The organism is Alkalibacillus flavidus, from assembly GCF_040545925.1.
Taxonomy (GTDB): Bacteria; Bacillota; Bacilli; order Bacillales; family Alkalibacillaceae; genus Alkalibacillus; species Alkalibacillus flavidus.
Genome location: NZ_JBEPMX010000009.1, coordinates 108,611 through 122,730, shown reverse-complemented (window position 1 = coordinate 122,730; position 14,120 = coordinate 108,611). Strand labels below are relative to the sequence as shown.

Genomic DNA, 14,120 nt, shown 5'->3' with positions numbered 1-14,120 from the left:
GATGCTAAATCTATCATACTACAGAGAGTTATTTTTGATTGAAAAGTGTTCATTTTTATCGAGCAAAAACTGTCTACTTTAGTTTAGCGTTTACAGTAACGTTGTAATGAATTATAGCATGATTCGTGTAAGATTATGTTGCCCTCCAATTCATACACACTTTCTCTCACCTCAATTGCTTCAAGACACCATGAGCACTCTGTAATACTATAAGCCTTTTCTTCAGCCATATGTGATCTATTCCCCTTTTCAAAATATAATCTCCATTAAATGAATTTGTGGGTTAATTGCTTTATTTAGAAATAATTCAAACTAACCACAATTATAATCATAAATATTTTTATAAGAATCACAAATCACGTTTTTACTGAATTAAATGCTTATCTTTCTCTTTTTTGCTCAAAAACAATAGTATATTGATAACTTGGCTTTGATTTTTTAGAATTTAATACATTTTTCATTCATTTGTGATAAGGTTCACCGTGGTTAATTAAGAGGCAAAAAAAGCACTGGAATTTACCTTCCAATGCTTTCTAATTAATCTATTTTCAGTCATAGACTAGCTTCTATGACTTTAATGTTCTTTACTTTTATTCATTTAAAGGATAATTCTCTAGCAAATTACTGTACTTTTCTCTTCGCGCGGTATTTGAATTGTTAACAAAGTCGGCAGTGTCAATAAACTCAATTAGGTAGTGGGTTTGTTTAGATGATAGATTATTATAATCAATTTCTTTATCAACGGTTAATCCAATTAAATAGGTTAGTATATCAACTCTTTCAATTTTTTCCAAACGATCTTTTTCGCTCATAAATTCTAAAGTATCATTTAGTGCCTTTAAAGTTATTGATATCATTTCTTTAATTTCTTCTACACTACGACTACCAATAGCTTTAGCTTTTGTATCAGAAGGGATGGGACTAAAATTTCCTTTTTTATCACCACCAGTAACTTTGAAATATGCAGCGTTCAAAGTAGCTAAAGGAATTGATACTTCGGCAGATTTTTTGGGCATTAAATGTTCTAATTCCTTACTTTCTAGTTCTTTAACAAACGGATTTACATAATCTGTATAGAAGTCAATGCCTTTGACAAGTAAATCTGTTAAATAAACCATATCTCCTGTAACACGGCTTCCAGCTAAGTTTAAGACTTCAAACCATTCCATTTGCTCTACCTTAGATAAATTAGTAGCAAAGTTAACCACATAGTAGTATTGCTGGTGCTTTTTTCGAATTGTGTTCAATAAATCTTTTGTATTATCTTCTTTTAAATACTCTTTGCTGTTCACGTATTCCAAATATTTGGTTTGATCTTTGTTGTAAAGTTTTCCAACAGGTATTTGATATTCTTTAACTGTCTCTTTATTTCGAAGCGAAGTGAATTTTCCTTTACGCAAATCAAGTACGATATCTTCAACATCCTCATGGTCAACATGAGCTTTATAGTTAGTGGAAAGCCTTTGTTGTCCATCAACTACTGAATGTTTTCCTAATAAACTTTCCTTGTTAAGTATTTTTCTGTCTAAAAATCCAATTTGTTCGATAACCTGTTCAGGGTCATCAATAAAATTAATAGAGATAGGGGCTACAGGGGATTTACCAAGTAGTTGATAATTAAATAAATCAACCATTTTAGGTAGAGTCCAACGAATATAAGTTTGATAAATTGGGAGAACCATTTTACCTTGTTCAATCTCGTCACATAATAACTGTAACGTCATATCTTTTCTTTCCTTACTAGGATCAAAAACTGCCTTTTTGTATAAATCCATAACACTTTTTTTCAAAAAAATCACGTCCCTCTGTTGTTTAAGTATATTTAAATAATACTCAAAAACAAAGGTAAAGTCAATGGTTTTTGATATTTTATTAACTGCAGCTGTGTTTTTTGGTTCGTTTTTTAACAAAAAATTAAAGCTGCTCTTATTTTTTATAGTGAATGTGTTCGAATTTATCAAGAGTGAAAATATAATAATGTAGCTCTTCACTATTAATTGTTTTTTTTGTCCTTTTAACTGCGAATTGCTATAAACATCATCTTATTTAGGTTGTTTACAATCCAGTTTGATCCGAGTAAAAAATGACTTTGGTTTCGATAGTCATAAGTGTCTCATTAATACTCTCAACAACAGTTTGAATTACCCTATTTTCAACGGAATGAAATTCCCTAGTTTCTATAACTTAGCTGGTTGAATACCAGCTTGTTTCTTAGGTTTTTGCCTATAAGGTTTGATAAAATCCCGAAGGATGGTCATTTTGCCCTCATAACCCATAGCTCGTATCTCGTTTAATAACACCGAACAGTTTGTCGCCCCCCTCTTGAACCCGTTCTTTAATTAGTCTTTGAATGGTTACAGATTGCTAACTCTTGATGATACCTGTTTCCGTTTGGGTAGTTGGCTTCATTTTATGTACTTACGAATGGTTTTAGGATCAAACCCTGTTTCATTCGCTATAGCCATAATTGACCACCCTTTGTGATAATGTTCTCTTATCATAAATAATCCCCCACTCTGAATCATCATTCTACACTCCTATGTATTAAAGTATAAAATGATTATCCGTTATTTTTGGGGAATTTCAAACCATTGTTATTAGTGATTTTATCACCGTTGGTGACATCATGTACGTTTTGAAAACACGTGAGAATATCAAAGAATCCAAAACACACTACAAATGCGTTATGGATTCTGACTTAATCATTATTGATGATGTTATGTACATGACTTATGAGTCACAAGAGACCAACCTGTCGTCCAGTTTATTTATGATAAGTATGATAAGGCTGCATTCATTCTGACCTCTAACAAAGGCCCGGGTGATCAGGGAAATTTTTTGATGATTCTACCTTCACGACAGCTGTATTAGATCAATTGCTTCACAGAAGTGAAGTGATTACATTTAATGAGAAGGCTGATAGCATTCGCATGAAGTATCGACAATCTATTTTCGAGGTGTAAATGAACACTCGTCAGTTAGTTAGACTGCTTGATCCTGTTTGTGGAAATTTTTTACTTCTGCCTGACGGTTACACTAATCTATTATAAAGTTCAATAAATTATGAAAATATGATAAAATACTAAGAAATATTGTATTTATTCAGGGGGGATTTTATGACTACAACCTATTCGTTAAAGAAAGTATACGAATCTATTAATAACACAAAAATATCATATGGACATTTAATTAAAACTGAGTTTCACATACATACACCAGCATCACACGATTACGAATTAATCCCTAACAAAAAATACAGTGATTTAAGTGAAAAAGAAGTGCTTCAAATATCAGTTGATAAAGGACTTTACTCAGAAGAGTTCTTAAAAGGTATTGAGGAACAAGAAGTCCCATATAATAAAGATGACATTGTAAATCATCTAAACAAGAAATTTGACACTACTTTCACAAATTTTAAAGAAGTGATTGCATATCAATTAATTGCTCATAAATTATATGTATCCAACATAAGAGCAGCTGTAATATCTGACCATAATACGGTTAATGGTTATAAGAAACTTCAAGCAGCGATAGTAGATTATTATAAAAGCTGGTTAAAGCATGATCCCCATTCAAAATGTATAGTATTATTTTTAGGGGTAGAAATAAGTTGTTCGGACCATTATCACCTAGTAGCTATTTTTGACGATCATGATTACAGCAAAATTCAAGATTTTATTAAGAAATATATCCACTCTGAAACTGAAGGAACCTATGTCTCCTGTTTAGATATGGTTAAAAAAGTAAGTGAACTAGGCGGCATCCCTTATATCGCACATATTAATACTAGTAATTTTCGAGGAACTAACCTTTATAAAAAATTACTTTTTGGTTCTAATGAATTAAGTATATTAGGACTTACTAATGTAGACAAAAAAGATAAAATTATTGATAAAGTTAATGGTATCACAAGTAAGTTAGCGGATAACTTTTGTTTCATACAAGAAGGAGATTCACATAACATAGACCAAATAGGTATAAAAAATACTTGGATTAAATTTAATAAGGTGAACTTTAAGTCACTAAAGAAATCGTTTCAAAATTATCAATATTGTATTTATACCGAAAAGCCATCTTTGAATGACAGGTTTCTCAAAGGGATGTATGTAGAACCAGGTAATGATGGTTTTCTAACGTCAAACGAAAAAGAAAACAACCCTTTTATAATAGATTTTTCTAGGGATTTAAATTGTTTAATAGGAGGCAGAGGGGTAGGAAAGAGTACTTTGCTGAATATATTAGAGACTGCATTTACTTTAGAATACGATACCAAGAACTATCTTAAATTTATTTCCAAACATAATATGATTTACATCGTGTTTTTTTATAAAAACAATGATTTCATACTAGAATTTTCACCTCAAGTTGGAAAGGAATCCGGTTATATTAAGGAGGACGTCTTCTTAGAGAAAGCGTTTATTAATTCAGTTCAAACATCAGAGGGGAGACGTACACTAGCACCACACTGGGTTTCTTTATACAAAGTTATCGAAGGGGCTAAAGAAAGAGAATATACTTTGGTTCCAGAAGATGAAAAGGCAATAATATTGAATGAAGTATATAAAAAAAGCTACTCTATTAATAATATTATTGAACAAATTAATTCTGGAAATATTAGTGATTTCATTAAAGAAATAGTGCTGAATGGTAATAAATTCAATGAATCTCGTGAGATTATTAGTAATCTGAATTCACTACATAAAAACAATTACAGAAAATATTTAAGAGAAAATTTGAATGATATTATGGAAAAATTAGAACGAAGGAAACAAATTGTGGAGGAAGCTATAGGTGCTTTCAATACCGAAAACGAAAACCTACTTCAAATTATACATTCTCCACAGGTTAAAGATTCCATTTCATTTCTAGAAATTTTAGATATACATTATAATGATCAGGTTGAAAATATCAAAAACAAGCATGTTGCAAACACCTATTTAAGCTGGGATGATGTTGAAAGTTTTGTTAATGCATCAATACAAGAGTTTGGTTATTTATACTTTTTAAAGTTATTGTTAAACAAGAATCATAAAACAATAGAAAGTAGACTGTCAATAAATGATTTCATAACTGATACAAGTAGTGGTGAACTTGACTATATTAACCAAAAAAATATAAACAAAGTTTATAATGCAATTGAAAGTCGTCTTTTTAGGGATAAAGATAAAATGACTCAAAGTATACAATATCTATTAAAAGTATCAGATGAATTTTCATTATTATTCAATGTTAATTCAAAAGAGTCCGTTCTAACAGAGACAGTTAATATGAAGGACATAGAGACACTTTCTTTAGGACAAAAAGTTGTGGCTATATTAACTTTTTTATTTGGTTATGGTGAACACAGTAATGATAGTACACCATTAGTAATAGACCAACCTGAGGATAACCTCGATAACCTATATATTTATCGGAACCTTGTTAAGAGCTTAAGAAAAATTAAAAATAAGAGACAAGTAATTATATCTACTCACTCTGCTACAATAGTAACGAATGCTGACGCTGAGCAAGTTATCATTTTAGATTCAGATAATAATAAGGGGTGGCTCACCAAAAAAGGATACCCTGATAATAAAACAGTCTTAAATCATATAGTAGCAATATTAGAAGGTGGTCAAGATTCTTTTATCCATAAAAAAGAAACTTATAAGACTGTATTGGACCTATAGTTCTCCACTAAAATACGGTAAAAAGAAAATTCAGCTTACTTTTATTTTCTAACTGCAAAGTAAAAGCTGTCTACTATATTTATAGCAGACAGCTGTGAAAAAATTTTTTAACTCGAATGTAGGTAAGCTTTCAACTAACTCTACAATTTTATTAGATCCATTTATAATACGTAATAATAGGTTTAAGATATACTTTTCATCATCCGAGTATAATTTTAAGTTATCAATTATTCCAGAGGTCATATCTTGGGTTATTGCGTATTGATCAAGCAAACAACTTATAGCTAATCTTCTACTAACTTAATACTCATATCCTTTCTCTGAAATACCGCTATAGTGAGTAAGAATAATTTAAGCCATTTACCATTCCAAACTATAATGGTTACATCGAATAAAAATCCAGTACTACCTAAATGGTTATATTGGATTATTTTTCGGTATCAATTATGTCAAGTTAACTTCTTATATGGTTTATTTTGCTTTGTCACTAGTTAATTGAATGGAGTTGTATATTAATATTCAACTCCTTTTTCACTTATGATACGGTTCTCCCCGCATAATCCGAAATGCCCTATAAACCTGCTCCACTAAGATCAGACGCATCAACTGATGAGGATACGTCATTTTACTAAACGAAATAGCCAAATCGCTGCGTTGTTTAATGTCGTCACTTAATCCAAGTGAGCCACCGATCACGAAGGCGACTTTACTTTTGCCATATGTAGCTAGGTCGTCGAGTTTTTGGGCGAATTGTTCAGATGTGAGTTGTTTGCCTTCGATTTCTAGGGTGATGACGTACTGGTCTGTGGATAACTTTGTGAATATCTTTTCTCCTTCCTTCTGTTTGACTTGGTTTTCTTCCGCTTCACTTAATTGATCAGGAGCTTGTTCGTCTGGTACTTCTTCAATTTTAACTTTGGCGTATTTGCTAAGTCGTTTTAAGTATTCGTCGATGCCTTGGATTAGATACTTCTCTTTTAACTTGCCGACTGAGATGATCGTAATGTTCATCGAATCCCTCCATGAGCGTATTGAATCGTTTCGCTACATATCATTACTACCAATACCGTTTGTTTCTGACGGTTTGATGATAAATGTTCGTTTTTTGTCTATATCTCTTTTACTATGTCATAAGTTGGGGTTGTTCGCAATGTCGATGTTGTCGGGGAATGGACTTATTCAGATTGTTCACAGATGTTGTTGATAACTTGTGTGTAAGCTGGTTATAGGTTGTGAAAGGTTGTCTATAAGTGCAGTTATCCACATAGTTACACACATATTAACATATGTTCGTGCTATATTTAGAGAGGTATTGTATTCATCCTCCTATATATAGAATGTGGCCTAAACATTTACCCACATTTTGTGTATAAATCAATGAATAATGTGCATAAGTCGGTATTTCCGAATATAAAAAGAACTTACCCACAATGTGAGTAAGTTCTTTGGTCATGTTATTTAAAATTCTTGTGATGTGAGTGAGATTGTCGTGTCTTGTTGTTCGCCGTTACGATAGTACGTCACGGTCACTTCTTGGCCAGGTTCTGTCTCGTTATAGAGGTACTGGCGCAGTTCTAACACGTTATTGATCGACTGTCCGTCAATTTGTGTGATCACGTCGTATTGTTGTAAGCCAGCTTGTGCTGCTGGAGACATGTTACCGACAGATGAGACGACGACACCTTTTTCCACATCGTCAGGTAAGTTCAACGTATTTTGCCAATGGTATTGCGGAATATCCGCTAATGACATTGGTGAAATACCGACGTAAGAACGGGTTACTGTACCGTCTTCTTCGAGTTCATCCATGATTGGTTTCGCTGAATTAATTGGGATCGCAAAGCCTAAGCCTTCTAATTGGGCTGATGAGATCTTCATCGAGTTAATCCCGATTAATCGTCCGTCCATGTTCACGAGTGCGCCACCTGAGTTACCAGGGTTAATCGCGGCATCGGTTTGGAGGACTTCCATTTGCCAGTCTTGCGTACCGTTTTCGTCTAAATCAACTGGAATTAAGCGGTCTTTCCCGCTCACGACACCTTGTGTGACAGAGCCTGCGAACTTAAGGCCTAATGGGTTACCAATCGCTACGACAGGTTCACCGACTTCGAGTGAATCCGAATCGCCTAGCTCGATCACTTGGGAGACGTGTTCATCATCGACGCGTAACACGGCTAAGTCTGTGTACATATCACTGCCGACGATTTCCGCTTCAACTTGTGTTTCGTCTGGGAATACAATCTCAACAGCATCAGCTCCTTCAATGACGTGATGGTTCGTCACGACATAGGCTGAGCCGTCTTCTTGTTTATAAACAACACCAGAGCCTGTGCCGCCTTGTTGAGAACCTTGTTGAGGTTGTTGACCGAAAATATTATTTTGGTTTTGGATATTCACAACACCGACAATCGCGTCCGATACATTTTCGACGACGTCTGTTGTCTGTGTCGCAATATCAATATTCATGCTGTTTTGACTCGATGAGTTGTCATTCGCTTGATTGTCGTCGCTACTTGATTCATCGGTGTTCTCCTGTTGCTCATCTGAATTATTGGTATCATCTGATGACGCCACATTTTGTCCTGTGAACGTCGTCAATAAGAAAAACATTAAGACAGAGCCGAGAATAGCACCGACGATCGCGGCAAACCACGGCTTACCTGGTTTTGATTTGGATTGGGTATCATGATGTTGATTGTACTGTTCATCTTCATAACTCATTGTTATCACCTCACTAAAGCTTGTTTTTAAAAAATACCCACTATTTTATCACGTTAAACATCCTCACAATTTCGTGATCGGCGTTGGCTCAATCGGGCTGGTTGATTCTAGTTGTAGTTTGTCGCCAACAGGATAATCGTATTGCGATAATGTTTGCGATACGCTCATTTGGGCCAGGTCTACCATATTGTTATCTTGGCTTAAATGCCCTAAAAATATTTTCTTCGTCTGATCACCGATGACATCCATCATGGCCCATGCGGCATCGTCATTCGATACGTGGCCTAGGTCGCTTAAAATGCGCCGCTTCACATTCCACGGATAACGACCCATTTGCAACATACCCACATCATGGTTCGTTTCAAACAAAATCGCATCGGCATTTTCGACGGTCCGCTTCATCCGCTCAGAAACGTAGCCGGTATCGGTTAATAAGGCGACTTTCTTACCTTCATGATGGAACACGTAAAACATCGGATCAGCTGCGTCATGCGAAACACCGAAGCTTTCGACGTCTAAATCGGCAAATGTCCGGACAGTTTCCATATCGAATTCGAACTTTTGGTCGTCACTTACCTTCCCAATTGATGACGCCATCGCTTGCCACGTTTTTTCGTTCGCATAGATCGGTAACTCGTAGCGACGCGCCATAATGCCGAGTCCCTTAATGTGGTCGCTATGTTCATGTGTGACTAAGATACCGTCTAGATCGTGCGGGTTGACCTGGACTTGGTCGAGTAAGGTTTCGATTTTTTTGCCACTTAAGCCGGCATCGACGAGCCATTTCGTCTGGCCTGTCCCGATGTAAAATGCGTTGCCTGAACTCCCTGATGCTAAAACACTAAATTCTAAACTCATTCTACTTCACTCCGGATTAATTCTTCTACTTGATAGTCGACGAAGTACGTCATCGATTCCACGAATTCTTGTTCCTCTGTCGTAATTAATTGTCCTTCTATCGCATTGACAAAATGAATGTCTTCATGATTGATCGTAATCTTCCACGTCGGGGTAAAAATTTGTTCCCCTTCTTCTAATGGCACTAACGTGTGATAACCCAGGCTCATATCCGTGATCTCATCGCCTCGTTCTAGGACGTCCGAATAAAGCACTTCGATTGCGCTCATCGGGGCTAGCACCGTTTGCGCATCACTTTCGACTTGGGCTTCGTTTAATAAGGTTTGGGCGTAACTCGTGACGTGCCCTTCCTCGTTTAATTTCACCGCTAACACCCCGGAATAGTTAAAGAAAACGGGGCGGCCGTTTTGCTTTTGAAAAAACAGCACGAGGTTATCGTTATATTCTTTCCAAAATTGATATTCATCGCCTCTAAACACGTAATCGAGGACATCATTATCGCCACCGTCTAGTTCCAGTGGCTCGTTAAATTCACTGACGATCGTGTCGTTGTTCATGATCACCATACGCTGATTATCGAAGTTCGATTCAATCTCATTTAAGTCATCTTCAGTTAATTCATAACGGCTTGATGACACGTAAACTTCTTCTTGCCCTGATTCTGGTAAATCACTGTATTCAATGTTTTGCGCTTCTAATCGATCTTCAAAACTGGTTTGTGACAATGTTTCGAGATTGGTGTCGCTTATTTTCTCTAAAAACTGCTGTGCTAAGAAGATATTTAGCACTAAGAAACTGATGATGAATAACGTTTTGATCTGTCCCCATTGCATGACTATCCATCCTCCTGCAAGGTGATACGTTCATTAAAGTATTCTAATGGACGCCAAATGCCTGCGTACTGTATAAACCATGTCGGCTCTAAAAAGAGGACATTATTCAAGCCATCACCAGCACTAATGTCATAACCTAATTGAATATCACTCACTAATGACCACGAAATAGACTGTGAACTCTCATGCAACAACTCATGGACTGACACTCCTGAATCAATCTCAATCATTTCACCTTGTTGAAATGGGGCTGTCAGTTTAAACAATGGACGCGATAACGATTGCAGTTCGATGTTTGACCATTCTTGTTGCATCGTCATATAGCCATTACGATCAAAAATCGGATAACCCGCAAAATGGTTACGATATTGAATGACTTGATTCGACTCATTTAATTGATTCACGCGAAAATCATCTGTCCAACCAAGATAATCATTCGTATGACTTAAACTGTTAAGCAATAATTCAGTATGCGTTAAACTATTCGTTTCTTGTGACGGAGGTTTATGATACGACGCATACTGATTCACGCCAAACGCATCGTTTAACCGTAACAAGCGCGTCCCGTCAGTTAAATATGTTTCTGAAGAATTTCCAGAATTTTGTTGGCGAACGAGCGACGGATTATTAAAAAGCACATTAATTAATGGCTGTCTGTCTAAGCGGTCCACTAACACGGTTTCTTCTGGCAAGCTTATACTTTCATTTGTCACATAGACATAGTCTTTCGCTTGATCCTCATGTAGTTGTACTCGTTCCATACTCGTCATATCATTTTCGGTAAAATACGATTGTAATTGATCATAAGCACTAACCGAATCAACCCGTCCGTTTAACACATTCGGTTGTACGTCCGACGTAAAACTAACACGAATTCGTTCTTCCGACCCTCTCGTTAGTTGAAAAAATATACGATTAAACGTATCCGAACCTTCATAATCTAATTCGTCTACATTAAACAACCGACTAATAACATTAAACGGTACTTCTGTAGGCATTACGAGTTCAATATTCGGATTCCATACATCAGTGGATCGGTTTGTCGGAAATTGGTCGATCTCTGAAAACGTCCACTCAGACATATCATTAAAGAGTTGTTTTTCTTCTTGTTTGGATGTCAACATACTATACTGACGCGATTGATTAAAAATCATTTTATCCGGTAAAACAACGTCTTTCAACACTTTTTGTTTACCGTCTAATTCCGTCTCTTCTAAGTACGTGATTTGGCCTGGCTCTTCATATTGGGGCTGATACGTCCATAAGGCAAAGGTTAACCCTAAACTACTGATCACGAGGATGAACAGTATGCCTGATTTAAAATGTTCTTTCGTCATGTCGATCACCCACGTTTCTTCCGCATCAACGGTAAACTAAATGAAATCGTTGTCCCTTGTCCTTCACGACTATCAGCCCAAATCGCCCCATCATGCGCTTCGATGAGATCTTTTGCAATCGCCAGGCCTAGTCCTGTACCGCCCATTTGACGCGTTCTAGCTTTGTCCACGCGATAAAAGCGGTCAAAGATCTTGTCTACTTTTTCTTCTGGAATGCCGACTCCTTCGTCTGACACTTTCGTCACGATGTGGTGTTTTTGTACTTCAACCGTCACATCGATATCGCCACCTTCAGGCGAATACTTCATTGCATTGGAAATGATATTATCAAGCACTTGCGTTAATTTATCAGAGTCCATATAAACATAAGACGCTTTAGACGGTAAATGACGTTTAATCGTCAGCCCTTCTTTTGCATTAAACGCAAAACGCTCAATAATATGATCAATAAATTGAACGTATTCGACGCGATGTTTTTCGATGCGGTGGTCTTGGTTATCCATCTTCGACAATTGCAACAAGTCATTAACGAGACGGATCATTCGTTCTGATTCGTTTTGAACGACATGTAAAAACTTCGGCGCAATCGTTTCGTCTTTCCACGTCGTGCCGTCTGTTAATGCTTCTAAATAACTGCGCATCGTCGTCAGTGGTGTGCGCAACTCGTGCGAGACGTTCGCCACAAATTCACGGCGTTCGCGTTCGACTTTTTGTTCTTCTGTCACGTCACTCAAGACCGTTAAAAATCCGTTCATTTCTTCCGCTTCATCTTGGAAAACAGAGAAATTCGCTTTTAACAATAATTCTTGGTTGTCATCAGAAAAATCAATGATGGTACTGCTTAATGTTTTAATTTCGTCTAACTGATCGACATGGTCGTGTAAACCTAGTACATCGAGCAATGGTTCGCCTTGGACTTCGACGTAATGCTTCCCGATTAATTTCGACGCTGGTTCGTTCATTAATATAATATCACCGTGATCATCCGTCGCAATCACGCCGTCTGTCATATTCGATAAAACGGAACTTAACTTTCGCCGTTCTTCTTCTGTCGTCGCTTGAGCGAGCTGCAATTGTTCGTTTAATTCGTTGAAACTGACAGCCAATTGTCCGATCTCATCTTCACCGTGGACATTGACTTTGCTCGTATAATCACCTGTTGCCATCACTTTCGTCTGCTTACGCATTTCCATAATCGGACGCGTAATCGTTCGAGCCACTAAGACACCGAGTAGCGCAGAAATCGTAATTGCAAGCATAGTCCCGTTGGCGAAAATCCGGTTAATATCATCTAACTGCGAATAAACACTTTCAATCGATGCCTCTAGTGATAGCGCACCAACGATATTGCCATCGACCTCAATCGGCGTCGAAATAACGAGCGTACGATGACCTATCTCAGGATTGTAGACGACTTTCTCTTCTCGGTTACCCGCTGACAACGCTCGTTGAATCCTCGTTTCAGTCGTTCGGTTCCCGACAATTTCTTGGTCGAACTGGCTCGTCGTACCGAGCACACGATTGTTACTATCAATCACTTGAATTTCAGTAATTTCGTCTGAGTCAAAGTCATAAATAATCGACTCGACGTCTTCCTCTAATGGTTGATCGTCATCATCTCGCTCAGCGACCAATGCCTGTTCTAAGTTATAGTTCAACAATTCGACACGGTCGTTGATCGATTCAGTGAAATTTTCGAGTAATTGCGTTTCAAGTTGGCGCGCAAAATACGCACCGATCACTTGAATCGCTATAAGTAACAACAAAATATAGATGATAATAAACTTTAACTGAATCGATTTGAAAAAGGTTTTTAGCCTAGCCATGTCATCTACTCCCGCTCAGGGTTGCGAAGGTAATAACCAACTCCCCGTCGTGTCACAATCCAAGTTGGGTTACTCGGACTGTCTTCGATTTTTTCACGTAGTCGGCGGACGGTCACATCTACTGTGCGCACGTCACCGTAATAATCGTAGCCCCATACCGTTTCAAGTAAGTGTTCACGGGTCATGACTTGTCCGATATGTTTCGCTAAGTATAATAACAATTCAAACTCACGGTGCGTCAGATCGACAGGCTCCCCGTAGCGGGTAACCGAGTAATTTTCACGATTAATGTCTAATCCGCCAATTTGAATATTAGGAATGGATCCAGTTGAGTGTTCTTGGCCTTCTGAGCTACGACGACGTAAATTCGCTTTCACCCGTGCAATCAATTCTCGGTTACTAAACGGCTTCGTGACATAGTCATCAGCACCAAGTTCGAGGCCTAACACTTTATCAATTTCTGAGTCTTTCGCCGTTAACATAATGATTGGGATTTGGTAGTCTTGACGAATTTCACGGCACACTTCCATGCCGTCTTTTTCGGGTAACATGATATCTAATAAGATTAAATCGGGTTCTTCCTGTTTCGTAAGTTCAATGGCTTCATTTCCATCATATCCGATTAAAACATCGTAACCTTCTTTTTCGAGGTTAAATTTTAATATATCTGCAATGGGTTCTTCATCATCGACAACTAATATCGTATGTCGCATTGTCTGACACCATCCTTCGTGTATTTACTTTCTATTTTAACGTACTTCCTCGTTAATGTCTTACGTGACTACCATTTTTTGATTTATTGTAGTGTGTCATAGCCAAAACAGAATAAGCCTTTAAGTGTAATAAAACCTCTAGCTACCATAGCTAGAGGTTTTA

10 protein-coding genes and 1 pseudogene are annotated in these 14,120 nt (G+C 37.0%); 2 read left to right on the top strand and 9 right to left on the bottom strand.

What is annotated here, in order from left to right:
* Positions 1-590: 590 nt before the first annotated feature.
* Positions 591-1,910, bottom strand: a complete 1,320-nt coding sequence (locus ABID56_RS09710; RefSeq protein ID WP_354220652.1) for a GmrSD restriction endonuclease domain-containing protein — start codon at positions 1,908-1,910, stop codon at positions 591-593.
* 282 nt (positions 1,911-2,192) lie between these two features.
* A pseudogene (locus ABID56_RS09705) lies at positions 2,193-2,525 on the bottom strand (IS21 family transposase); the annotation flags it as partial.
* Positions 2,526-2,876: 351 nt separating this feature from the next.
* Between ABID56_RS09705 and ABID56_RS09700 the strand changes: the two are divergent.
* Both ABID56_RS09700 and ABID56_RS09695 read left to right on the top strand, forming a co-directional pair.
* A complete protein-coding gene (locus tag ABID56_RS09700) occupies positions 2,877-2,963 on the top strand; it encodes a hypothetical protein (RefSeq protein ID WP_354220656.1) in 87 nt (28 codons plus the stop codon).
* Between the two features lie 153 nt (positions 2,964-3,116).
* A complete protein-coding gene (locus ABID56_RS09695; protein WP_354220650.1) occupies positions 3,117-5,669 on the top strand; it encodes a Spaf_1101 family AAA-like ATPase in 2,553 nt (850 codons plus the stop codon).
* 531 nt (positions 5,670-6,200) lie between these two features.
* On the opposite strand, the gene rlmH is transcribed toward ABID56_RS09695, so the two are convergent.
* The 7 genes from rlmH to yycF all read right to left on the bottom strand — a co-directional run bounded on the left by rlmH (position 6,201) and on the right by yycF (position 13,957).
* Positions 6,201-6,680 (bottom strand): 23S rRNA (pseudouridine(1915)-N(3))-methyltransferase RlmH, encoded by a 480-nt coding sequence (gene rlmH, locus ABID56_RS09690; protein WP_354220648.1) that lies wholly within the window; start codon positions 6,678-6,680, stop codon positions 6,201-6,203.
* 447 nt (positions 6,681-7,127) lie between these two features.
* On the bottom strand, positions 7,128-8,390 hold the full coding sequence (locus ABID56_RS09685; protein WP_354220646.1) for a S1C family serine protease: 1,263 nt from the start codon (positions 8,388-8,390) through the stop codon (positions 7,128-7,130).
* Positions 8,391-8,453: 63 nt separating this feature from the next.
* On the bottom strand, positions 8,454-9,248 hold the full coding sequence (locus ABID56_RS09680) for an MBL fold metallo-hydrolase (RefSeq protein ID WP_354220644.1): 795 nt from the start codon (positions 9,246-9,248) through the stop codon (positions 8,454-8,456).
* Positions 9,245-10,081 (bottom strand): two-component system regulatory protein YycI, encoded by an 837-nt coding sequence (locus tag ABID56_RS09675; RefSeq protein WP_354220642.1) that lies wholly within the window; start codon positions 10,079-10,081, stop codon positions 9,245-9,247. The genes ABID56_RS09680 and ABID56_RS09675 overlap by 4 nt, the downstream gene beginning before the upstream one ends.
* A gap of 2 nt (positions 10,082-10,083) precedes the next feature.
* The gene (locus tag ABID56_RS09670; protein ID WP_354220640.1) at positions 10,084-11,418 is read right to left on the bottom strand and encodes a YycH family regulatory protein; all 1,335 of its coding nucleotides are present in this window, start codon (positions 11,416-11,418) and stop codon (positions 10,084-10,086) included.
* 5 nt (positions 11,419-11,423) lie between these two features.
* Positions 11,424-13,244 carry a cell wall metabolism sensor histidine kinase WalK gene (gene walK, locus ABID56_RS09665; RefSeq protein WP_354220638.1) on the bottom strand — a complete coding sequence of 607 codons (1,821 nt, stop codon included), beginning with the start codon at positions 13,242-13,244 and terminating at the stop codon, positions 11,424-11,426.
* 5 nt (positions 13,245-13,249) lie between these two features.
* Entirely contained in the window at positions 13,250-13,957 is a 708-nt protein-coding gene (yycF, locus tag ABID56_RS09660; protein ID WP_354220636.1) for a response regulator YycF, read from the bottom strand.
* Positions 13,958-14,120 lie beyond the last annotated feature (163 nt).

What these genes read in the sequence shown, in the direction of transcription:
- ABID56_RS09695 (WP_354220650.1), top strand. Translation starts at nt 3,117, where the DNA reads ATGACTACAACCTATTCGTTAAAGAAAGTATACGAATCTATTAATAAC.
- rlmH (WP_354220648.1), bottom strand. Translation starts at nt 6,680, where the DNA reads ATGAACATTACGATCATCTCAGTCGGCAAGTTAAAAGAGAAGTATCTA.
- ABID56_RS09685 (WP_354220646.1), bottom strand. Translation starts at nt 8,390, where the DNA reads ATGAGTTATGAAGATGAACAGTACAATCAACATCATGATACCCAATCC.
- ABID56_RS09680 (WP_354220644.1), bottom strand. Translation starts at nt 9,248, where the DNA reads ATGAGTTTAGAATTTAGTGTTTTAGCATCAGGGAGTTCAGGCAACGCA.
- ABID56_RS09675 (WP_354220642.1), bottom strand. Translation starts at nt 10,081, where the DNA reads ATGCAATGGGGACAGATCAAAACGTTATTCATCATCAGTTTCTTAGTG.
- ABID56_RS09670 (WP_354220640.1), bottom strand. Translation starts at nt 11,418, where the DNA reads ATGACGAAAGAACATTTTAAATCAGGCATACTGTTCATCCTCGTGATC.
- walK (WP_354220638.1), bottom strand. Translation starts at nt 13,244, where the DNA reads ATGGCTAGGCTAAAAACCTTTTTCAAATCGATTCAGTTAAAGTTTATT.
- yycF (WP_354220636.1), bottom strand. Translation starts at nt 13,957, where the DNA reads ATGCGACATACGATATTAGTTGTCGATGATGAAGAACCCATTGCAGAT.